The sequence below is a fragment of the Ornithinibacter aureus genome (assembly GCF_009858245.1).
In the GTDB taxonomy this organism is placed as follows: domain Bacteria; phylum Actinomycetota; class Actinomycetes; order Actinomycetales; family Dermatophilaceae; genus Fodinibacter; species Fodinibacter aureus.
In genome coordinates this window covers 3,418,999-3,440,201 of sequence record NZ_VMSB01000001.1, presented here as the reverse complement: position 1 = coordinate 3,440,201, position 21,203 = coordinate 3,418,999, and the positions used below count along the sequence as shown (strand labels likewise).

Here is a 21,203-nt window from a genome sequence, read left to right as displayed (position 1 = left end):
CATAGCCTATGCGGGTGCTGACCCCCGGGACCCATGCGTGGCCGGACGTGATCGTCCCCGTCCTCGTGGCCCTCGCACTTCTCGTGGTCCCCGGCGCGGTGACACTCCGACTCCTGGGAGCGAGGGCGCTCCTCTCTCTCGCGGCCGCGCCAACCGTCTCGACCCTCATCATCGTCGGCGGGGGGAGTGTGACGGCTGCCCTCGGCCGCCCGTGGTCGATCGTTATCGTGGTGTTCGCGACACTCACGACTTGGCTCGTCGCCGGGATGTGTTCCGCACTCATCACCCGGCTGCGTCGGCGGCACCTCGACTCCGCGAGGGAAGACTCTGCGAGTGCGGCCGCTGCCGCGTCACGAGGTGACGCGCCCATGGCGCCGGCGTGGGCCGACGCCGCTTGGCTGCTCGTCGGGACTGCCATCGCTGCCGTGATCATCGGGTGGGTACTCATCCATTCGACCGACTCGCCCGAGCAGTTCCCCCAGCACCCAGATACGATCTTCCACCTCGGGACCACGCAGTGGATGGCCCAGAACCTCGACGTGTCGTTCCAGCACGGCCTGCGTTTCACCGGAACCCTGACCAACACAAGCTACCCGGTCGGCTTTCACTCGATGGCCGCCACGGTGTCCTTGATCACCGGCGTCCCCGCGGTCGTCTCCACCTCCGCCCTCGTCCTCGCCACCGCTGCGGTTATCTGGCCCTTCGGCATGGGTCTGTTGTCGAGGACCGTGTTCGGTGGCGCCGTCGCCGCAGGGCTGGGCGCACTGTCCTCGGCCCTCTTCATCGCCTTCCCCTTCATGCTTATCGGCTTCGGGCCACTCTGGCCGAACCTCTACGGACAGGCCATGGTTCCTGCCGTGCTCAGCGCAGCACTCGGGGTCATCGGGATCCTGGCGCGCAACGGACAGAGCCCAGGGACCCCAGCGACCTGCGCCGTTGTCATCCTCGTGGCCCTGCCTGGCCTCGCGGTGGCCCACCCTCAAGCGGTGCTCACCGCCGACGTTCTGGCCGCAGTGGCAACATGGACGGCGGCTGCACGCCGGATGTGCGGTGGCCCCGGGACCCCCCATCGGAGACTCACCTTCCTGGTCGTCAACGCCGGGCTGGCAGCAGCGGCCCTCGCATCCGTGGCACTTGCACCGGCTTCGATGCGCGACACCGGGGAGCCCGGGCCCGAGATGACGTCTGCTGACGCGTTGTCCGACATCGCCGGCCTGGCCCCACGAGACGCGGGGGCGGCGCCCGCGATGGCTGTCGTGGTCGTGCTCGGCATAGCGGTCGTGCTCATCCTGCTTCGCACCGCACTGTGGATCGTGCCCGCCCTGGCGCTCTTCACGGCGGCCTACTTCCTCAACACAGCCGTTGACGATACGGTCGCACGGTTGGTGACGTGGCCATGGTTCAACAACGCGATAAGGCTCGCTGGCGTCGCCGTCCTTCCAGCTGCTCTTGCGGCCACGGCCGCGCTTCTCGCACCCGCTCGCCTTATCGCTCCTCGCCTCACCGGTGGTGGCAGTCGAGCCTGGATGGTCGAGTCGGCGTGCGCCGCGGGACTCGCGGCCCTGCTCGTCATCCCCACGGGCGCCGGGATCCAGCGCGACATTGAGTGGCTCTGGCCCTATTACCACCCCGGCACCGCACGATCCTGGGTCAGCCCAGAAGAGCTGCTTGACCTGCGTGAGCTGGCGGGAAGCCTTCCGGAGGGCGCGGTCGTCGCGGCCAGTCCGTGGAATGGCGGCTCGTACATGTACATCGTGGCGGGAACACAGATGTTCTGGCCCACCGAGAAGACGAACACAACGACGGAACGTCGCCTGCTCGCCTTGCTCCTCAACGACATCGACACGAACCCGGTGATCTGCCGCTTCGCGAAGGAGGCAGGCATCACCCATGCGCTGACGGGAGGGGTTCCGTTCCTGTGGGGGGAGGAGGAGGCGCGGATGGAGTTCGGTGGCGTCGACGGGATCCACGAGTCACCCGCGTGGCGGGAGGTTGCACGTTCAGGGGACTACCGACTGTTCGAGCTCACGCAGTGCCCCCCTGAGAGTCGGCCCCAGGGGGACCGCGTCGACGTTGAGACGTTTCCCGGCTCTTCATACCTGAGGGTGGGGTGAGCACGACGCGCGTGGGCGTGGGCTGAGGAGGTTTGGGGTCGAGGTCCCCGAGGATCTGAGGACTCTCACATCACCAGATCTCAAGGACCTCGACGATGCCGAAGCCTACGTTGTGCTGCTCTCGTGCGGGCGGCTACTGCGACCGTTGTGATCTCCTCGTCGGCCTGCCGGGCCTGCATGTGATCGGCGTGGATCGTGATGAGGGAATCGGCGCGTTCACGGTCACCGTGGAGTCCGAGCCGGAGGTGATGGGCTGCCCGAGGTGCGGGGTCGTCGCGCATGGTCACGGCCGGCGCGAGGTGCGGCTGGTCGACGCCCCGTGGGCGGGCCGACCGGTCACGATCATCTGGCGCAAGCGTCGCTTCGTGTGCCCGGACCCGGGGTGCCCGACCCGCTCGTTCGTGGAGCAGGACGAGGACATCGCCCGACCGCGGGCGCTGCTCACGGTGCGGGCCTGTCGGTGGGCGATCGCCCAGCTGCGCCGTGAGCACGCCTCCATCCTCGGGCTGGCCTGCCAGCTCGGGACGACGTGGAAGACGGTGTGGACCTCGATCAAGCCGGTGCTCGAGCAGGCCGCCGCCGACCCGACCCGCTTCGAGGGGGTGTCCACCCTGGGGGTCGATGAGCACGTGTGGCGCCACGTGTCGACCAAGCCGATCGAAGACGGCGGGCGGGGCCCGAAGGAGCTGACCGGGATCGTGGACCTGACCCGTGATCAGCACGGCCGCACCCGGGCCCGGCTGCTGGACCTGGTCCGGGCCGCTCCGGCGCCGCGTACAAGGCCTGACTGACCGAGCGCGGACAGGCGTTCCGCTCCGGGGTGAGCGTGGCGACGTTGGACCCGTTCCACGGGTACAAGAACGCCATCGACGACGAGCTCACCGACGCCGTCGCCGTGCTCGACGCGTTCCACGTCGTCAAGCTCGCCACACAGGTCGTCGACGACGTGCGGCGCCGGGTCCAGCAGGACACCTGCGGGCACAGCGGACGACGCAACGACCCGCTATACCGGATCCGCAACATCCTGCGCGCCGGCGCAGAACGACTCACCGACCGCCAACGCGCCCGGCTCACCGCGGCGTTCACCGCCCGGGACGAGCACGTCGAGGTCGAGGTCGCCTGGTTGTGCGCCCAGCAGGTCCGCTCGGCCTACCACCAGGACACCCCCGCCGCCGGGCGGGCCATCGCCGAGAAGATCCTCGCCACGTTCATCTCGTGCCCGATCCCCGAGGTCGCTCGCCTGGGCCGGACCCTGAAGCAGTGGCGTGAGGCGTTCCTGGGGTACTTCACCACCGAGGGCGCGAACAACGGTGGCGCCGAGGCCGTCAACGGGCTCATCGAGCTACACCGAAGGGTCGCTCGAGGCTTCAGAAATCGCGGGAACTACAGACTCCGCATGCTCCTCATCGGAGGAGGGCTCGCCCTATGAACCCCACCCTCAGGTATGAAGAGCCCGTTTCCCAGCCTGGTTGGGTGGGACTCTCTGTCGGTTTGCCAAACGCCAACACCGCTGCCGGGTGGCGTTCGACGGTCATTCCGCTAACCCGCAGTGCAGACGCCAGCGAGGTCGTCGGTGGAAGCGTCCGGATCGGCACCTGGCCTCTCCATGACGGCCTGCTTCTTCGGCTCCGATTCCGTCGGGGTCTCAGTGGCGCGAGCGGGGGGCGCGGGTTCCGCGTCGGCCTTCTCGGACCGTGCGATGGCCTTGTCGACCGCAGCGTGCACGACGGCCGGGTCGTAGTCCCACGGCTTGATGAGCGGAGGCACGAAGTTCACTGAGGTGATCTTCTGCTGCTTGGTCTTCACGGCCAGGTCACCCAGGGTGGCGAGCGCGCCCTGCGGGATGTCGGTCTGGAAGACGCCCTTGGTGGCGTTGGCGATGTCGCCGAAGTTCAGCACGACGGTCTGGGGGTCGAGCTGGCGGATCATCGCGGTCACGACACAGCGCTGGCGGGCCATCCGCTCGTAGTTCGTGGAGTTGGCCCGGCTCCGGGCGTACCAGAGCGCGTCGTGGCCGTCGAGATGCCGCTCCCCCGCCTCGATCCAGCCCTTGATGTTGGCCTGCGAGCCGATCGGCGTGCGTCGCTGCACGGTGATGTCCAGGCCACCCACGGCATCGACGAGGCTGCGGAACCCCTTGAGGTCGACCAGCACGTGGTACTGGATGTCGAGGCCGGACAACGCCTCGACGGCCTCGGTCGTCGCCACGAGGCCCGGGTCCTGCGTGCCGGGCGGGAACTCGTCGGCGTGGTCCTGCCCCCACGTGTAGAGCCCGTTGAGCAGGCACTCGTCGCCGCAGGTCCACCCCTGCGGCATCAGCCCGGCCATGACCGAGCCCCGTCGGAAGGTGATGTTCTCGGTCTCGCGGGAGAAGCCGAACAACACGGCCCGGCCCGTCTCGGCATCGACGCTGGCCAGTTGGATGCTGTCTGGTCGCAGGCCCTCACGTCCGCGACCGCTGTCTCCGCCGAGCAGGAGGATGTTGAACCGGCCGTCCACGGCTCCGGCCGCGTCCCCGGCACCGAACACCGAGGTCATGGCCGTGCGGGCAGCCCCGACGTTGACCCCGGCGTAGGCGGTGGCCCCGGGAAGAGCCACGAGCAGGACGACCAGGGCGACGAGCAGGCGGCGGCGGTCGGATCGGGCGAGCCGGTCAGGGCGACCGATCCGCCAGGCGTCGACGAGCAGCACCAGCCACATCGCGGCCATGGCGAAGAGGAGCGCCTGGAGCACGGCGAGGGTCCACCGGTGCGTGAGCACCGTGAGCGCCGCCGCACGGTTCACGAAGGCCAGCAGGCCGAACAGGGCCGCCACCGCCCACACCCCGAACCAGCCCTTGAGGGCGAAGCGCCCGAGCGTCGGGTTGCCGACGGCGAGCTGGGCCGAGCCGGGCAGCACGACGGTCAGGCCGAGCAGTGTGTAGGCACGGCGACGGTCGCGGCGCAGGTCGCCCGGGGTTCGGGTGTCGACTCGGATCGGCGCGTCGGTCGCGGCTCGATCGAGCACCGCAGAGCCGCGCTGTGATCCCATGACTGCCGAGTATCGAGCCTGACGCCGCCGTGGCGGACGAGGCGCGCCGCGGTGGGGGTCGCTTCGCGATCAGGCAGATCCCAGACTCCGTTGGCAGACTGGGGCCGACGTGACCCCGAGCCCGAGAGCACTGGAACGACATGAACGACGACCACGCACGACCGATCCCCCAGGGCAGGCGCCCGGCGAGACCGGCCGACGAGGACGTCTACGTCGTCGACACGAGGCGCGCTGCACGGCCCGCCACAAAGCCGGCTGCCAAGTCGGCTCCGAAGCCGGCCCCGAAAGGGGCCAAGGCAGCGCCGGCACGAGCCAGCCAACCCACCCGGACCTCGACAGCCAAGCCCCGGCGACCAGCCGCGGCCCCGCAACCGGGCCACACGGCATACGATGAACTCGGTCGACCGGTGGCGCCCCGACAACCCACGCCCCCGACACCGCCGCGCGGTCCCCGCGCCCCGCGTGCGCCCCAGCCGCCCCGGCCCGGACGGGCGCGGCGCCTGTCGAGGCTGATCCTCGCGGCGCTCGCGGCCTGGCTCGTCTTCATCGTGGTCACCCCGATCCACGCGTGGTCGCAGGTTGCCCGTGAGGACACCACCCCCACGACGCAACGGCCGGCCGATGCCAGCGGAAGCACTTACCTGCTCGTCGGCTCGGACAGCCGCGAGGGGCTCACTGCCGCAGAACGCAAGGCGATCGGTGTGGGTGGCGACGCCGAGGGGCGCCGCACCGACTCGATCATCCTCGTGCACACACCGAGCGGGTCGGGCAAACCCGTGCTGATCTCCATCCCCCGCGACAGCTTCCTGCCGATCCCCGGGCACAAGACCAACAAGGTCAACGCGGCCTTCGCGATCGGGGGCCCGAGCCTGCTCGTCGCCACGCTCGAGGAGGCCACCGGCCTGCCCATCGACGGCTACGTCGAGATCGGGCTCGGCGGTTTCGCCGGCGTGGTCGACAGCCTCGGGGGCGTCGAGGTGTGCGTGAAGAACGACATCAAGGACGCCAAGGCCCACATCGACCTCAAGGCCGGCTGCCAGGAGTTGGACGGCAAGAACGCGCTCGGCTACGTCCGGGCGCGCTACTCCGACCCTCGCGGCGACCTCGGGCGCGCGGAGCGACAGCGTCAGTTCCTCGGCGCCGTCATGAAGCAGGCCGCGAGGCCGTCGACGGTGCTCCTCCCCTGGCGCTGGTGGGGATTCACCCACACGGCGACGTCAAGCGTCGTCGTGGGCGAGGACACCTCGCTGCTGGACTCCTACCGGATCCTGTCGACGATGCGAAAGGTCTCCTCCGACCAGGCCCTGAGCCTCGTCGTGCCGCTGTCGTCGACGAGCACGACGACGAGCGCGGGCAGTTCGGTCATCTGGGACGACGAGCGGGCCGATGCCCTGTTCACCATGCTGCGCGAGGGCACACCGATCGACAGCCCTCCCGCGGGCACCGACGGTCGACCGCGAGGCTGACCCCCGACGCCCTCCCGCGACGACGAGCTGGCCGGCTCATCCCTTCAGGAGCTGGCGGGCCATGACGATGCGCTGCACCTGGTTGGTGCCCTCGTAGATCTGGGTGATCTTGGCGTCGCGCATCATCCGCTCGAGCGGGAAGTCGCGGGTGTAGCCGGCCCCGCCGAGCAGCTGCACGGCATCCGTGGTCACCTTCATCGCGACGTCGGACGCGTAGCACTTGGCGGCCGCACCGAAGAACGGCAGGTCGGGGTCGCCGCGCTCGGACTTCGCGGCCGCGACGTAGACCAGCTGCCGCGCCGCCTCGAGCTCCATCGCCATGTCGGCGAGCATGAACTGCACGCCCTGGAATTCGGCGATTGCCGTGCCGAACTGGCGCCGCTCCTTGACGTACGACAGCGCGTGGTCGATCGCACCCTGCGCGATGCCGACGGCCTGCGCCCCGATGGTGACCCGGGTGTGGTCGAGCGTCGCGAGCGCCAGTTTCAGCCCGGCGCCGACCTCGCCGACGACCCGGTCTCCGGGGATCCTGGTGCGCTCGAAGATCAGCTCCCTCGTGGGCGACCCCTTGATGCCGAGCTTGCGCTCCTTCTCGCCGAAGCTGAACCCGGGGTCGTCCTTCTCGACGACGAACGCCGTGACGTTGTTGCCTCGCGGGCCATCCGGGTCGGTGACCGCGAGAACGGTGTAGTACCGCGAGACACCGGCATTGGTGATCCACGCCTTCTGGCCGTTGAGCACCCAGTCGTCGCCGTCGCGCACGGCACGGCACTTCATGGATGCCGTGTCCGAGCCCGCCTCGCGCTCGCTCAGCCCGTAGGAGAACGTCGTCTCCCCGGCGGCCAGCGGGGTGAGGTAACGGGTCTTGAGCTCCTCGGTACCGCCCAGGATCACCGGCATCGAGCCGAGCTTGTTGACCGCCGGGATCAGCGAGGCCGAGGCGTCGGCCCGCGCGACCTCCTCGATGACGATGCACGTCGCCAGCGCGTCGGCACCCACCCCGCCGTACTGCTCGGGAACGTGGGGTGCGAAGAAGTCGCTGGCCACGAGCGCGTCGTGCGCCTCCTGCGGGTAGCGCGCCTCCTCGTCGACCGCGGCGGCCCACGGTGCGATCTTGTCCGCAGCCACCGCGCGCACGGCCTCGCGGATCGCCTCGTGGTCCTCGGAGAGGCGGTAGGTGTCAAAGTCAGGGTTCCCGCTCATGGCGCCCATGTTACTGGTGGTATCACCGGTCGTCGGCGGTCCCGTCCCGCAGAACGCGGAGGACGCCACCGCGGTGCCCGGGCGTCACGACGGTGCAGGTCAGGCGCCCCCGTAGACTCCCCCGTCGTGAGCCGCCCCCAGATCCTCTCCGTCTCGCTGTCACCGATCACCCGGGACGCCCGGGTGCTGCGGCAGGTCGAGGTCCTCGCCCGGCACGGAGAGGTCACGACGGTCGGTTACGGCGAGCCCCCGCCCCACGCCAGCCACCACCTGCGCGTCGAGGACGGCCTGGACTCGCTGCCGCGCACCCCGCTCGGCGTCGCGAAGCTGGCCGCCCGACGCCTGGAGTCCGCAGAGCTGGACGCTCCCGGCATCCGCCGCGCGCTCAAGCTGTTGGAGGGGCGCCGCTTCGACCTCGTCGTCGCCAACGACGCGCGTGCCCTCCCCCTGGCCCACGACGTGGCCGACGGGGCACCGGTGTGGGGTGACATGCACGAGTGGGCCGCGGAGGAGTTCTCGCACGTGCGCACCTGGCGCCTTCTCGTGGCGCCGCTCATGGACCACCTCTGCCGGGTGTACCTGCCGCGGTCATCCGCGGTCACGACGGTGTGCGAGCCGCTGGCCGAGCGGTACGCCGAGCGCTACGGCATCGCACGCCCGTCGATCGTCCGCAACGCCGGCCCCTGGCGTGACCTCGCGCCCACTCAGGTGGAGGAGGGCCGGCTGCGCCTGGTGCACAGCGGGGGCGCGATCCCCGGGCGCAACCTCGAGATGCTGGTCGCGGCCACCCAGGAACTCCCGCACATCACCCTCGACCTCTACCTCGTGCGGGCCGGGGACGGTGGCCGCTACCTGCGCGAGCTGGAGACCCTGGCGGCCCGCTCGGGCCGCGTGACGATCCACGACCCCGTCGCCCCGGGTGACCTGCCGGCCACGCTGAACCGGTACGACGTCGGGGCCTTCTGCATGCCGCCGATCAACATCAACGCGGAGTACGCCCTCCCCAACAAGTTCTTCGACTTCGTCCAAGCCCGGCTCGCCCACGCTGTGGGCCCGGCCCCGGAGATGGCGCGTCTCGTGCGGCAGCACGACCTCGGTGTCGTCGCCGACGACTTCGACTTGGCGTCGTTCGTCCGCGCCCTGTCCACCCTGGACGCCGACGCCGTGCGCGCCGGGAAGCAGGCCTCGCACGACCACGCCCGTGAGCTGTCGAGCGAGCAGGACGAGGCCGTGGCCTCCGCCGTCGTCACCTCACTCCTGGCGGCGGGCGGATGACGACGTGCGCCGTGCACGTGGGGGATGCGGCCCGGACCGCGGCCCACCTCGTCGCCACGGCCCGGGCCCGGGGGCTGCCGTGGGACCACATGCCCCTCGCGAGCACCCGCACGGACTGGGCGGGGCCGGTGGCCGGTGTGCAGCGGGCCGTGCTCGGCGCCACCTGGCTGGGCCGCCTCGCCGTCGCCGCCCAGCGCCACGACGTTGTGCACGTGCACTCGGCGACGACGGTGGCGCACAGCCGCCGCGCTGCCCCGCGCTACGTGCTTCACTGCCACGGCACCGACGTGCGCACCACGCAGTACGATCCCACGCTCGGCCCCTCGGTGCGCCGGGCCCTGGCGGAGGCCGAGGCGGTGCTCTACTCCACACCTGACCTCGCCGAGCACGTCCTGCCGCACCGAGAGGACGCCAGCTACCTCCCCGTGCCCGTGTCGGTCGACGACCTGCCGCAGTGGTCACCCGACACCGCCCAGCCCCGCATCGTCTTCGCCTCGCGGTGGGAGGCAGCCAAGGGCTTGGACGGACAGCTGGACACCGCCCGGCGCCTCGTCGCCGCACTCGGGGAGCGCGCCGAGGTACTCGGTCTCGACTGGGGCCCGGGCGCCGACGCGGCGCGGGAGGCCGGGGTGAAGCTCGTGCCGCGCGGGGGACACACCGAGTTCCTCGCCTGGCTCGCCGGGTCCACGGCCGTCGTCGGCCAGGCGGCCGGCATCCTCTCGGCAAGCGAGCTGGAGGCGATGGGCACTGGGGCTCCGTTGCTCCTGCCGACGGGGCTCCCGCTCTATGCCGGGCTGGCCGGCACCCCGCCGCCCGTCGTGGGCGGGAGCCCGGCCGCGGTGGCCGAGGCAGCCATGGCGCTCGCCGGAGGCGCGTCCCACGACCCCGCCGTCGGCCGCGCGTGGGTACGCGACGAGCACGGAGTCGAGCAGGCCGTCGACACCGTCGCCGCCCTGTACGCCGCCATCGTGGCCGAGCGCCAGGCCGACCGGTGAGCGGCTTCCGCGGCCGGCTCGCCCGGCTGGTCCCCCACCTGCGCCCGCTGGGGCTGGAGTCCACAACCCAGGGGACGATCGCGCAGCGGGGAGCGCTGTCGATGGCCGGGTTGTTGGCCCAAGGCGGCCTGCGGTTCGCGACGAGCTGGCTCATCGGCCAGGTCGCAGGGAAGGTCGTGCTGGGCACGGTGGCGGCGGCAATGTCAATGGGGACAATCCTCGCGCTCCTCTGGCCTACGACGACCGGCAGCGCCGCCTCGAAGTACATCGCCCGGGCCCGGGGGGCGCAGGACACCGTCGAGTTGCACGCGGTCACGGCCCACTTCCGCCGGCGCGCTCTCCAGTCGGGGATCGTGCTCTCGCTGCTGGCCTTTCCCCTCTGGGCGACCGTCGGCAACGGCCTGTGGCCCGAGGCCTGGGCTGTCTCGGCGTTCACGGCGGCGTATGCCGGGTACACCTTCACGCGCGGCGTCCAGTACGGCACGGGTCAGGTGGCGCGGGCGACCCTCTGGGACATCGGGTGTGCCGCGATAGGGCTGGCCGTGCTGGTCGCCCTGCTCCTGCTGGGAGTCCGGGGCCCGGCTCTGCTGAGTGCACTCGCCCTGTCCTATGCCGCCTATACGCTCGGTGGCCTGCCCCGAGGCGTGGACCGCGGGGCGACCCTGCCGGCCGGCCTGCGCAGCGAGCTCGACCAAGTAGTGCTGCTCGGAGTGGCCGGCTCGGTCGCGAGCTCGGGCTTCCTGCAGATCAGCATGATCGTCGCCAAGAACCTCGACGCCGCCGAGGCCGGTCAGTTCGCGGCCGCGATGACCACCGCCACGCCAGCGTCGCTGCTCGCCGTCTCGCTGAGCCTGGTCCTCTTCCCTGCGCTGGCCGAGGAGTGGGGGCGCGGGGACAAGGCCCTCTTCCGTACCCAGACCGACCAGGCCACGCGGGTGCTGGTGCTGGCGATGGTGACCGTCCTCGGGTCGATGATCCTGTGCTCGAGGCTGGTCATGAGCCTGTGGGGCCCGCAGTTCGACGCCGAGACCCTCGTTTTCCCCCTGCTCCTGCTCGCCATCCTCGCGAGCAACATCGCGACGGCCAGCGTCAACGCGCTGGCGACCCGGAGCAAGAACCTCATGCAACTGTCCAGCGGGGCCAGCCTGATCGGCCTCGCTGTCGGGGCCCTCGTGTGGGTATTCGTCATCCCCTCGCTCGGCATCGTCGGCATCGCCATCGGCTACCTCGCGGGTACCCTCGTGGGCGCCCTGGTGCCGCTCGTGACTGAGTGGCGGATCGGCGGGCACCGGTGGGGGCTCCTGCTCGGCCGGGCGGCCCTCGGGCTGGTCCTGCTCATCGGCCTGTTCGTCGCGGAGCGGGCGCTGGGGGTCCCGGTCCTGGCAGAGCCCCTGATCGCCCTGCTGTTCTGCCTGGTCTGGTGGACCCTATCCCGCAAGGACCTGCGCCTCGTCCCTCGGCGGCGCCGCACCCCGCACCCGTCGGCCTGAGGCCGGTCCCTCACCCCGGCAGCACGGCGCGCAGGGCCCGCTTCACCGGCGCGGGCGTGCGGTAGATCGCCATGTAGGTGAGCCTGCCCCGCAGACCTTCCAGCAGGGTGTCGCCGCGAGGTCCTCCGGGAACGTCGGGCACGGGTCGGAGCGCCCCGATGGGGCCCTCCGCGAGCCCCACGCCCCAGCGCTTCGCCCATGACCCCCCGGAGTACCAGACGCGGTAGCCGGACGAGGACTTCACCAAGGTCGCCCGGTAGATCACCCGTGAGCTCCATGTGCCGGCGCGGGGACGGAGCACCGGACGCCGTTGGCTGAGTCGGAAGGACAGACCGTCCGCGCTCACGGCGTGGAAGAGGGCGCACCGCGACGCGTTCGCGCGCTCCGGGTATGCCGCGCACAGGGCCTCCCAGCCCAGGTCCGTGGCCACGACGTCGACGTGCCACAGGCGGTGACCGGGGATGTCGATCGGACATGTCGTCGGCTCCCGGAGCGAGATGAGCTCCGGCCCCTGCGTGCGCACCAGCCTCGACCCCTGGTCGCCGGGGTTCGAGTCGGCCTCGACGTGCCACATGGACCACCGGCCCTCGTGGTGGACCAAGGCGGGGGACACGATCCGATGGCCCTCGTGGAACACCGTGGGCTCGGTCCACTCGATGCCATCCCGGCTCTTGGTGACGAGGAGCTGCGCGTCCTGCGCCCCGCGCACGCACCCCCGGAAGACCAGGTGCAGGACGCCGTCGACGAGGGAGAGGTCGGTGTCCGACCAGTGGCGCGACGGGTCGGTGGGCGCCGGGACGACCGGGTCGGGTGCTCCCGGGAGCGGCTGCCACCGCACGCCGTCGTCGGACACGCGCAGGCAGGGGTTCTCGAACCGGTCCACGCCGAACGGGTAGGGGGTGCAGGCCATCAGGTAAGGGAACCCGGCGAACCCTCCGGGCACGTACACGACGTCCGGGTGCGCCATCTGCCCGGAGCCGTCGGGGGTGGGGATCAGCAGTGCGCGACTCATGAGTCAGTAGGTGTCCAGGTCGCTGCCGAAGACCGCCCACGCATCGTGGCGGTGGACGTTGCCCGGGATGACGCGGGTCGTCAGCTTGCGGACAATGAGGGGCAGCGCGCCGCGCGAGATGAACCCCGCACGGCGCAGCAGCGGGTCGACCGCGGTGTGGTGGGTCGTGGCGACCAGTTCGCTGCGCCCCTCCTCGGCCGCGCGTGCTATGACACCGGCCAGGGCCACCGACATGGCGTGCGGAGTGCTCCCGACGAGCTCGGTGAGCACAGCCCGGTCGGCCGCCAGGTCGCGCCCCCACACCGCGATGGCGTCGGGGCCGTCGCCGTCGCCGACGACGATCCACTCGTAGGCCTTCCCGAACCCCGGCGCGAGGCGCCAGGTGAGGTACTCCACCGTGCGGTCGACCCGGCACCCCTGGGTGGCCCCGTGCTCGGCGTGGAGGGCCGCCAAGGCCTCGGGGTCGGCTTGGCCCACCCGGGCACCGCCACTAGGGCGTGTCTCCTAACGCGTCAAGCCAGATGAGGACGGCGCGGAGGAGCGCGCCGGCTCGGTAGGTCAGGGCGAGCTTGATGCCCCTATGGATGTCAAGCGGCCGAGCTGGCTCGTGAGGATGGGTCCGGCGTTGCGGTGATGTCGCGGTAGAGCTCGCGGCTGATGTAGCGCTTGAGGCAGCGGATCGCTTCGCGGCGGGTCTTGCCTTCGGCGATGCGGCGGTGGACGTACTGCTGGGTGCGTGTGTCCCAGCGCAGGCAGGCGATGGTGATCGTGTAGAGGGCGGAGTTTGCTTGGCGGTCGCCTCCTGTGTTCAGTCGGCGTCGATGGGTCTTTCCCGAGGATGCCTGGATCGGGCTGACCCCGCAGAGCGCGGCGAAGGAGCCTTCGCTGCGCAGGCGTTCGGGGTTGTCCCCGGCGGTGAGCAGCAGCGCGGCGGCGGTGTCCGGTCCGACGCCGTACCGGCGCAGCAGCCGCGGCGCGCGGGCCTGCACGGCCGTGGTGATCTGGTCTTCGAGCTCGTTGATCTCGTCGGTCAGGGTCAGGATGCGACGGGCCAGGAGCCGCAGGGTCAGCGCGGCCGCGGTGGCGCAGTCGCTGGCGGCCGAGACGGTCAGCTCGGCGCATCGGCGGAACAGCTTGGGGTTGCTCAGCCCTGTCATTGACTCGCGCAGGGCGGGGTCGGCGCGGACCAGGACGGCCTTGAGCTGGTTGATGGCCTGGCTACGGGACTTGACCGCGGATGCCTTGGCCAGCTTGAACATTCGCAGCATCTCGACCTGCCCGTCACCGGCCTTGGCGATCGCGGTGGCGCGCCCGGACAGCACCGCCCGTGCCGCGGTTTCGGCGTCGAGGGTGTCGGTCTTGCCACGCCGGCGCCGCTCGCTGCGGTCGCCGCGGTTGACCTCGATCACGGTGATCTTCTCAGCGCGCAGGTAACGCGTCAGGGCGGCGCCGTAGGAGCCGGTGCACTCGACCCCGGCCCGGTGCAGGGGCCCAAACCCGCGGGCCCACGCCAGCAGCTCACGGTAGCCCGCGGCGGTGGTCGGGAACGTGCTGGTGGCCAGCAGGACACCCAACGTGGTGAGGACCGCGGCGACGTGGGCGTCCTTGTGTGTATCGACACCCAGCACCACCTCGGCGGAGTCGGGTGGCGTGGTTGAGGGCATGCTTGGCACGGTCGTTCGTCTCCTGACTGCTTGGGAACGGATAGCCGTCGTCCGGTCGGCTCAGGCGGTCAGGACTGTGATGGTGCCCTGTTACTGGCAAGGCCCCTATAGAGACACGCCTGGTCGACCGGACGGCAGCAAGCACCGCCCCGGGCGCGCGGTCGACAGATCAAACTCAAGGCACCCAAGGCCAGTCGTAACGCGGGCCAGACCACGACCCGGGGCGGCACTCGTCCATCCTCACAGTCGTAGCGGGTGGCCAGGGCCCGCCACTGCTTGAAGGTGTTGAAGCTACGTTCGACGACGTTGCGGTTCTTGTACCGCTGCTCGTCGAACGCCGGGGGTCTGCCGCCCTTGGCGCCGCGGCGTTTGCGGTTGGCCTTCTGGTCCTCGGGTTCGGCGATGACTGCGGTGATGCCCCGCCGGCGCGGCAGAGCGCGGTGTCCGCGGCTGGAGTACGCCTTGTCGCCCAGCACCGCATCGGGGGTGGTGCGGGGACGTCCGCGGCCGTGCCGGGGGACGCGTAGAGCGTCCAGCAGGTGCGGGAACATCCGCGAGTCGCTGCCCTGCCCCGGTCCCAGCAGGATGACCAGCGGCCGGCCGTGGCCGTCGCACAGCTGGTGGATCTTGGTCGACAAGCCACCGCGGGAGCGGCCGACGGCGTGGTCAGGCGGCTCCTCGCCCAGATTCTTGTAGTTCGGTAGGTCCCCCTGTGACCTGCGCAGCTCGGGGCAGGTTCGTGCCGTGCTGATGAGCGCGGGTGACGGTGGAGTCCACGCTGACCTCCCAGTCGATCAGCCCGGCAGCGTTCGCGCCGGCCAGCAACGCGGCAAGGACCCGGTCCCAGGTGCCGTCCCCGGCAAGGCGCCGGTGCCGCTTCCACACCGTCTGCCACGGCCCGAACTCCGCTGGCAGGTCACGCCACGCGATTCCGGTGCGGTACCGGTAGATGATCCCCTCGACCACCTGCCGGTGATCACGAAAAGGCTTGCCCTGCTTGCCATCCGAGGACGGCATCAACGGTGAGATCAACGCCCACTGGGCGTCGGTGAGGACCCGGGTTCGTGACATGACGCCAACAATCCCCGACAACCACGCTCACCTTATGGAGACACGCCCTAGCCCCCGAGGGGATGAGCCGCGCGGCCAGGTCGGCCGCGCGCCCGGCCCAGCCGGGTACCCGCGGGTGCGCGGACGGCCGCAGCACCCGGGAATGGTGCGGGACGTCACCGGTGTGGTCCCAGTCGAGCTTGGTGACGAAGCCCGGGTAGCTGGCGCTGTTCGGGAAGCCGAACAGGACCTCGACGCCACGGTCGGCGGCGAAGGTCATCGCCTCCTTGGCCAGCGTGGTGAACATGCCCTGCCCGCGGTAGTCGGGATGGGTCATCGTGTCGAGCGACTGCGCGCCGAGAAGCACCTCCGACCCGACCGCCAGCCGGACCGGCCACAGGGCGTACTGCCCCACGAGCCGCCCGTCGTCCTCGGCGACAGCGAGCACGGGTGGGCCAGCGGGGTTGGCATCGAACTTCCAGGAGTGGTGCTCCTCGCCCCGATCGTGAGCGAACACGACGTGGAAGGGCTCTTGCAGCGCCGAGGCGTCCTCGGCGGTCCCGGGTCGCACGGTCCACGTGCGGGGTGTCCTCGGCATCGGGTACGGGTCCTTTCCAGGGTTCGTCACCGCGACCCTAGCGCCTCACGGGCGGCGCACGTCGCCCCCGCCCCACCCCGTCGGCGACGCCCCGCCCGGGCGATAGAGTGCCACCTCGTGGACACTGTCGACGCTCCTGCCGCACCCTCATCGGCGCCACCGGAACCCACGTGCGTCCCCATCCCCGCATGAGCCGTCGCCGTCCCCCGGGTGCCACCCGGGTCGCCATCGCGAGCCGCCTCTTCCCACCGGAGTCCGGCGCCGCGGCATACCGCCTCGGTGCTCTGGCCCGGGCGCTGACCGACCGGGGTGTCGAGGTCGACGTCGTCACCACCCGGCCCCCGCACGGCCAGGTGCCCTCCGACGCCCCGGGCGTGCGTGCGTCGCGGTGGCCCGTGCTGCGCGACGCGGGCGGCAACGTGAGGGGTTACGTCCAGTTCGCCAGCTTCGACGGCCCCCTGCTGCTGCGGTTGCTGCTCCGCCGACGACCAGACGTCGTGGTCGTCGAGCCCCCACCGACCACGGGCACGGTGGTGCGCCTGGCCACTACCCTGCGCCGGGTGCCGTACGTCTACTACGCGGGTGACGTCTCCTCCACCGCCGCCGAGGGCATCGGCGTGCCCCACGCAGTGGTGCGCGTGCTGCGCCGGGTCGAACGCTTCGCCATGGGGGGCGCGGTCGAGGTGCTGGCCGTGTCGGAGGGTGTCGCGGAGGAGGTGCGCCGCCTGACCCGCGGGCGGGTGCCCGTCCCGGTGGTGGGCACGGGAGTCGACACCGAAGTGTTCGCGCCCGTCGCGCCCGTCGCGCAGGCCGGGGATGCCATCGACGCCAGCCCTCCCACCGTTGTCTACGCCGGCACCATGTCGGAGGTGCACGGGGCGTCAGTCTTCGTCGAGGCGTTCGCCCGGGTCGCCGACGAGGTCCCCCACGCCCGACTCGTCGTCTTCGGTCAGGGCACGCAGGAGGATGAGCTGCGTGCCCTCGCCGCGCGGCTCGTCCCCGGCCGGGTCGAGTTCCACGGCGTGGTGCCCGGTGCGGTCGTGGCGCGAGCCATGACGACGGCCCGGGCGGGCCTCGCCTCGCTCCACCCGAACGTCGGGTACAACTACGCCTTCCCGACGAAGATGTTCGCCGCCACGGCGTGCGGTGCGCCCGTGGTCTACGCCGGACCGGGTCCGGGATCGGCGATGGTCGTCGAGCACCGGCTCGGCTGGGCCTGTCGGTGGGACGTCGACGAGGTGGCCGCCGCGCTACGCAGCGCCCTCGTGGTGCCGCCCACCCCGGAGGACCGGGAGCGGCTCACGGCGTGGACGGTCGCGCACGCCAGCCAGCGGGCCGTCGCCGCGACCGCCGCCGACGTCGTGCTTCGCGCGGCCGGAGCCTGATCGCCGGGCCTGCGCGTCAGGTGTCGATCGCGATGGTGCTGCCGGTACGGGCCGACTCCAAGCAGGCCCCCGCGACGAGCACTGTGCGCAGCCCCTGCTCCATCGTCACGATATCGGCGTCGAAGCCGAGGACGGCGTCGCGGAACTGCTCGTGCTCAACCCTGAGCGGCTCCGGCTTCGGGATGGCGTAGCGGACGACGTCGCCCTCGGAGACCCCCTGAACTTGGAGATGGCGTCCCATGCCTGCTCGATCTCACCGTTGGCGTGAAAGGTCAGGTCGGCCTGAGGGTGTCAGCGACGAACGAGCCCTTGCTACCGGTAATGACCGTGACGCGCTCCCTGAACGGCGAGAGCCAGTTGACGAGGTGGCTCGTGATCGTGCCGCCGGCGAGCTGGCCCACGACGGCGACCATGTCCTCGTGCTCACGACCCGAGCGGTGGGTGGTGCGGGCGGCGACCGAGGCGTACTCCTGCTGGGTCACCCAGGCCGTGAGGTCGATGTCGTGCGTGCCGAGGTCCTTGACGACGCCGACGTCGGCGATCCGCGCGGGGAAGGGCCCCTGGCGCCGCGTCACGACCTGGTAGATGTGACCGAGCTCGCCCGCCTCGATGCGTGAACGAGCCTGCTGCAGAGCCGGGTTGTAGCGCTCGATGTGCCCGACGGCGCCGACGAGCCCCCGGGCGGAGAACGCCAAGGCCACTGCCGTCGCCGAGCGGGTGTCCTGGGCGAGCGGCTTCTCGATCATCGCGTGCACGCCGGCCTCGGCCAGGGCCAGCCCCACCTGCTCGTGGTAGGCCGTCGGCACCGCGACCATGCAGTAGTCGAGGCCGTGCGCGATGAGCGCCTCGATGTCGGCCTCCACCGGCCGGCTGCCAGGAGTTGGACGGCAAGAACGCGCTCGCTACGTCCGGGCGCGCTACTCCGACCCTCGCGGCGACCTCGGGCGCGCGGAGCGACAGCGTCAGTTCCTCGGCGCCGTCATGAAGCAGGCCGCGAGGCCGTCGACGGTGCTCCTCCCCTGGCGCTGGTGGGGATTCACCCACACGGCGACGTCAAGCGTCGTCGTGGGCGAGGACACCTCGCTGCTGGACTCCTACCGGATCCTGTCGACGATGCGAAAGGTCTCCTCCGACCAGGCCCTGAGCCTCGTCGTGCCGCTGTCGTCGACGAGCACGACGACGAGCGCGGGCAGTTCGGTCATCTGGGACGACGAGCGGGCCGATGCCCTGTTCACCATGCTGCGCGAGGGCACACCGATCGACAGCCCTCCCGCGGGCACCGACGGTCGACCGCGAGGCTGACCCCCGACGCCCTCCCGCGACGACGAGCTGGCCGGCTCATCCCTTCAGGAGCTGGCGGGCCATGACGATGCGCTGCACCTGGTTGGTGCCCTCGTAGATCTGGGTGATCTTGGCGTCGCGCATCATCCGCTCGAGCGGGAAGTCGCGGGTGTAGCCGGCCCCGCCGAGCAGCTGCACGGCATCCGTGGTCACCTTCATCGCGACGTCGGACGCGTAGCACTTGGCGGCCGCACCGAAGAACGGCAGGTCGGGGTCGCCGCGCTCGGACTTCGCGGCCGCGACGTAGACCAGCTGCCGCGCCGCCTCGAGCTCCATCGCCATGTCGGCGAGCATGAACTGCACGCCCTGGAATTCGGCGATTGCCGTGCCGAACTGGCGCCGCTCCTTGACGTACGACAGCGCGTGGTCGATCGCACCCTGCGCGATGCCGACGGCCTGCGCCCCGATGGTGACCCGGGTGTGGTCGAGCGTCGCGAGCGCCAGTTTCAGCCCGGCGCCGACCTCGCCGACGACCCGGTCTCCGGGGATCCTGGTGCGCTCGAAGATCAGCTCCCTCGTGGGCGACCCCTTGATGCCGAGCTTGCGCTCCTTCTCGCCGAAGCTGAACCCGGGGTCGTCCTTCTCGACGACGAACGCCGTGACGTTGTTGCCTCGCGGGCCATCCGGGTCGGTGACCGCGAGAACGGTGTAGTACCGCGAGACACCGGCATTGGTGATCCACGCCTTCTGGCCGTTGAGCACCCAGTCGTCGCCGTCGCGCACGGCACGGCACTTCATGGATGCCGTGTCCGAGCCCGCCTCGCGCTCGCTCAGCCCGTAGGAGAACGTCGTCTCCCCGGCGGCCAGCGGGGTGAGGTAACGGGTCTTGAGCTCCTCGGTACCGCCCAGGATCACCGGCATCGAGCCGAGCTTGTTGACCGCCGGGATCAGCGAGGCCGAGGCGTCGGCCCGCGCGACCTCCTCGATGACGATGCACGTCGCCAGCGCGTCGGCACCCACCCCGCCGTACTGCTCGGGAACGTGGGGTGCGAAGAAGTCGCTGGCCACGAGCGCGTCGTGCGCCTCCTGCGGGTAGCGCGCCTCCTCGTCGACCGCGGCGGCCCACGGTGCGATCTTGTCCGCAGCCACCGCGCGCACGGCCTCGCGGATCGCCTCGTGGTCCTCGGAGAGGCGGTAGGTGTCAAAGTCAGGGTTCCCGCTCATGGCGCCCATGTTACTGCTGGGTATCCGTCGCCCGCGCTGGTCCGGGTACCGGTCACGCGCCAGCCCCTCGCGGCGCCTCGCGGCGCGCGACAGGCCCGGCCGCGGGGGACCCTAGACTGTCACCCGTCCCGCTGCCCCCTTCCCCCGAGGTACCCCATGTCCCGCGCCGCCGTCGTCATCGGGCAGGGCTACGTCGGCCTCCCCCTCGCGCAGGCGGCGGCGCTCGCCGGCTGGACCGTGCACGGGCTCGACGTCACCGAGAGCCTCGTGGCCGCGCTCAACGGCGGGCGCTCCCACGTCGACGACCTCTCAGACGCCGACATCGCCGAGATGCTGGGCGCGGGGTACCGCGCCACGACCGACCAGCGGGTCATCGCGGACGCCGACGTCGTCGTCATCTGCGTGCCCACCCCCCTGTCGGAGGACGGCGGCCCGGACCTCGGGGCGGTGCTCGCAGCCACCCGGTCGTGCGCCGAGCACCTGACCGCCGACACGGTCGTCATCCTCGAGTCGACGACCTACCCGGGCACGACCGACCACCAGGTGCTGCCCCTGCTCGAGGCGGCCGGGCACGTGCTCGACACCGACTTCCACCTCGCCTTCTCCCCCGAGCGGGTCAACCCCGGGTTCCCGGAGTACGGCATCCGCAACACCCCCAAGCTCGTCGGCGGGGTGACGGCCGCCAGCACCGAGGCCGCCTGCGCGTTCTACGCGGACTTCGTCGACGAGGTGGTGCCGCTGTTGGGCGCGAGGGAGGCCGAGACCGCGAAGCTGCTCGAGAACACCTACCGCCACGTGAACATCGCGCTGGTCAACGAGATGGCGCGGTTCTGCCACGACCTCGGCATCGACATCTGGGAGGTCATCCGCGGGGCGGGCACCAAGCCGTTCGGCTTCCAGACCTTCCGTCCCGGCCCTGGCGTCGGGGGGCACTGCATCCCCATCGACCCCAACTACCTCAGCCACGAGGTGCGGCGGCAGCTGGGCTATCCCTTCCGCTTCGTCGAGCTGGCCCAGGAGATCAACAGCGGGATGCCGGCGTACGTCGTCTCCCGCGTCGCGGACCTCCTCAACGACACCGGCCTGGCCACCCGCGGGGCTACGGTGCTGCTGCTCGGGGTGACGTACAAGCCCGACATCGCCGACCAGCGCGAGAGCCCGGCCGTCCCCGTTGCCGAGCGCCTTGTCGAGAAGGGCGCCGACGTGCGCTTCCACGACGCATTCGTCGAGACCTGGCACCTGCGCGACCGCGAGCTCACCCGGGTGCCCGACCTCGCCGCCGCCGTCGCCGAGGCCGACGTCGTCGTGCTGCTGCAGGACCACCGCAGTTATGACGCCGACGCGCTGGCCCGCGACGCGGTGGTGTTCTTCGACACCCGCGGGGCGACGACGTCGCCCGCGGCGCACCGCCTGTGA

At 71.2% G+C, this 21,203-nt stretch carries 15 protein-coding genes and 3 pseudogenes; 9 read left to right on the top strand and 9 right to left on the bottom strand.

The genetic code is table 11. The annotated features are described in order from the left end of the window. The first annotated feature begins 14 nt into the window (after positions 1-14). On the top strand, positions 15-2,114 hold the full coding sequence (locus C8E84_RS16425) for a DUF6541 family protein (RefSeq protein WP_159903871.1): 2,100 nt from the start codon (positions 15-17) through the stop codon (positions 2,112-2,114). Between the two features lie 95 nt (positions 2,115-2,209). Next, a pseudogene (locus tag C8E84_RS16420) lies at positions 2,210-3,543 on the top strand (ISL3 family transposase). Between the two features lie 110 nt (positions 3,544-3,653). Here the strand turns inward: C8E84_RS16420 and C8E84_RS16415 are convergent. Next, the gene (locus C8E84_RS16415; protein ID WP_159903870.1) at positions 3,654-5,144 is read right to left on the bottom strand and encodes an LCP family protein; all 1,491 of its coding nucleotides are present in this window, start codon (positions 5,142-5,144) and stop codon (positions 3,654-3,656) included. Between the two features lie 407 nt (positions 5,145-5,551). On the opposite strand from C8E84_RS16415, the gene C8E84_RS16410 reads away from it, so the two are divergent. Beyond that, complete coding sequence (locus C8E84_RS16410; protein WP_246196995.1) at positions 5,552-6,610, top strand: LCP family protein; 1,059 nt, start codon at positions 5,552-5,554, stop codon at positions 6,608-6,610. 36 nt (positions 6,611-6,646) lie between these two features. Here the strand turns inward: C8E84_RS16410 and C8E84_RS16405 are convergent, their stop codons facing one another. Continuing rightward, complete coding sequence (locus C8E84_RS16405; protein ID WP_159903848.1) at positions 6,647-7,813, bottom strand: acyl-CoA dehydrogenase family protein; 1,167 nt, start codon at positions 7,811-7,813, stop codon at positions 6,647-6,649. A gap of 126 nt (positions 7,814-7,939) precedes the next feature. Here C8E84_RS16405 and C8E84_RS16400 point away from each other — a divergent pair, with 126 nt between their 5' ends. From C8E84_RS16400 to C8E84_RS16390, 3 genes are read left to right on the top strand one after another with little or no spacing between them, the layout of a single operon-like run. Then, complete coding sequence (locus C8E84_RS16400) at positions 7,940-9,088, top strand: glycosyltransferase (protein WP_159903866.1); 1,149 nt, start codon at positions 7,940-7,942, stop codon at positions 9,086-9,088. Further along, entirely contained in the window at positions 9,085-10,083 is a 999-nt protein-coding gene (locus C8E84_RS16395) for a glycosyltransferase family protein (RefSeq protein ID WP_159903864.1), read from the top strand. The genes C8E84_RS16400 and C8E84_RS16395 overlap by 4 nt, the downstream gene beginning before the upstream one ends. Further along, entirely contained in the window at positions 10,080-11,573 is a 1,494-nt protein-coding gene (locus C8E84_RS16390) for a lipopolysaccharide biosynthesis protein (RefSeq protein ID WP_159903862.1), read from the top strand. The genes C8E84_RS16395 and C8E84_RS16390 overlap by 4 nt, the downstream gene beginning before the upstream one ends. Positions 11,574-11,583: 10 nt before the next feature. Here the strand turns inward: C8E84_RS16390 and C8E84_RS16385 are convergent, their stop codons facing one another. From C8E84_RS16385 to C8E84_RS16365, 5 genes and pseudogenes are all read right to left on the bottom strand, one after another. Next, the gene (locus C8E84_RS16385; RefSeq protein ID WP_159903860.1) at positions 11,584-12,585 is read right to left on the bottom strand and encodes a hypothetical protein; all 1,002 of its coding nucleotides are present in this window, start codon (positions 12,583-12,585) and stop codon (positions 11,584-11,586) included. 3 nt (positions 12,586-12,588) lie between these two features. After that, on the bottom strand, positions 12,589-13,062 hold the full coding sequence (locus C8E84_RS16380) for a hypothetical protein (RefSeq protein WP_159903858.1): 474 nt from the start codon (positions 13,060-13,062) through the stop codon (positions 12,589-12,591). Positions 13,063-13,172: 110 nt separating this feature from the next. Further along, complete coding sequence (locus tag C8E84_RS16375; protein WP_159903856.1) at positions 13,173-14,249, bottom strand: IS110 family RNA-guided transposase; 1,077 nt, start codon at positions 14,247-14,249, stop codon at positions 13,173-13,175. Between the two features lie 245 nt (positions 14,250-14,494). Next, positions 14,495-15,320, bottom strand: a pseudogene (locus C8E84_RS18265) (IS5 family transposase); the annotation flags it as partial. Then, complete coding sequence (locus C8E84_RS16365) at positions 15,226-15,927, bottom strand: GNAT family N-acetyltransferase (RefSeq protein ID WP_159903854.1); 702 nt, start codon at positions 15,925-15,927, stop codon at positions 15,226-15,228. The pseudogene C8E84_RS18265 and the gene C8E84_RS16365, both read right to left, overlap by 95 nt. A gap of 158 nt (positions 15,928-16,085) precedes the next feature. Between C8E84_RS16365 and C8E84_RS16360 the strand changes: the two genes are divergently transcribed. Next, entirely contained in the window at positions 16,086-17,282 is a 1,197-nt protein-coding gene (locus C8E84_RS16360; protein ID WP_159903852.1) for a glycosyltransferase, read from the top strand. A gap of 16 nt (positions 17,283-17,298) precedes the next feature. On the opposite strand, the pseudogene C8E84_RS16355 reads toward C8E84_RS16360, so the two are convergent. Continuing rightward, positions 17,299-18,151 (bottom strand): annotated as a pseudogene (locus C8E84_RS16355) (Gfo/Idh/MocA family protein); the annotation flags it as partial. Here C8E84_RS16355 and C8E84_RS16350 point away from each other — a divergent pair. Next, a complete protein-coding gene (locus C8E84_RS16350; protein ID WP_343041756.1) occupies positions 18,120-18,584 on the top strand; it encodes an LCP family protein in 465 nt (154 codons plus the stop codon). The pseudogene C8E84_RS16355 and the gene C8E84_RS16350 overlap by 32 nt on opposite strands. A gap of 36 nt (positions 18,585-18,620) precedes the next feature. Here C8E84_RS16350 and C8E84_RS16345 read toward each other — a convergent pair whose 3' ends face one another. Next, a complete protein-coding gene (locus C8E84_RS16345; protein ID WP_159903848.1) occupies positions 18,621-19,787 on the bottom strand; it encodes an acyl-CoA dehydrogenase family protein in 1,167 nt (388 codons plus the stop codon). 156 nt (positions 19,788-19,943) lie between these two features. On the opposite strand from C8E84_RS16345, the gene C8E84_RS16340 reads away from it, so the two are divergent. Further along, positions 19,944-21,203, top strand: a complete 1,260-nt coding sequence (locus tag C8E84_RS16340) for a nucleotide sugar dehydrogenase (protein WP_159903846.1) — start codon at positions 19,944-19,946, stop codon at positions 21,201-21,203.

What these genes read in the sequence shown, in the direction of transcription:
- C8E84_RS16395 (WP_159903864.1), top strand. Translation starts at nt 9,085, where the DNA reads ATGACGACGTGCGCCGTGCACGTGGGGGATGCGGCCCGGACCGCGGCC.
- C8E84_RS16360 (WP_159903852.1), top strand. Translation starts at nt 16,086, where the DNA reads ATGAGCCGTCGCCGTCCCCCGGGTGCCACCCGGGTCGCCATCGCGAGC.
- C8E84_RS16385 (WP_159903860.1), bottom strand. Translation starts at nt 12,585, where the DNA reads ATGAGTCGCGCACTGCTGATCCCCACCCCCGACGGCTCCGGGCAGATG.
- C8E84_RS16415 (WP_159903870.1), bottom strand. Translation starts at nt 5,144, where the DNA reads ATGGGATCACAGCGCGGCTCTGCGGTGCTCGATCGAGCCGCGACCGAC.
- C8E84_RS16350 (WP_343041756.1), top strand. Translation starts at nt 18,120, where the DNA reads ATGAGCGCCTCGATGTCGGCCTCCACCGGCCGGCTGCCAGGAGTTGGA.
- C8E84_RS16375 (WP_159903856.1), bottom strand. Translation starts at nt 14,249, where the DNA reads ATGCCCTCAACCACGCCACCCGACTCCGCCGAGGTGGTGCTGGGTGTC.
- C8E84_RS16340 (WP_159903846.1), top strand. Translation starts at nt 19,944, where the DNA reads ATGTCCCGCGCCGCCGTCGTCATCGGGCAGGGCTACGTCGGCCTCCCC.
- C8E84_RS16345 (WP_159903848.1), bottom strand. Translation starts at nt 19,787, where the DNA reads ATGAGCGGGAACCCTGACTTTGACACCTACCGCCTCTCCGAGGACCAC.
- C8E84_RS16405 (WP_159903848.1), bottom strand. Translation starts at nt 7,813, where the DNA reads ATGAGCGGGAACCCTGACTTTGACACCTACCGCCTCTCCGAGGACCAC.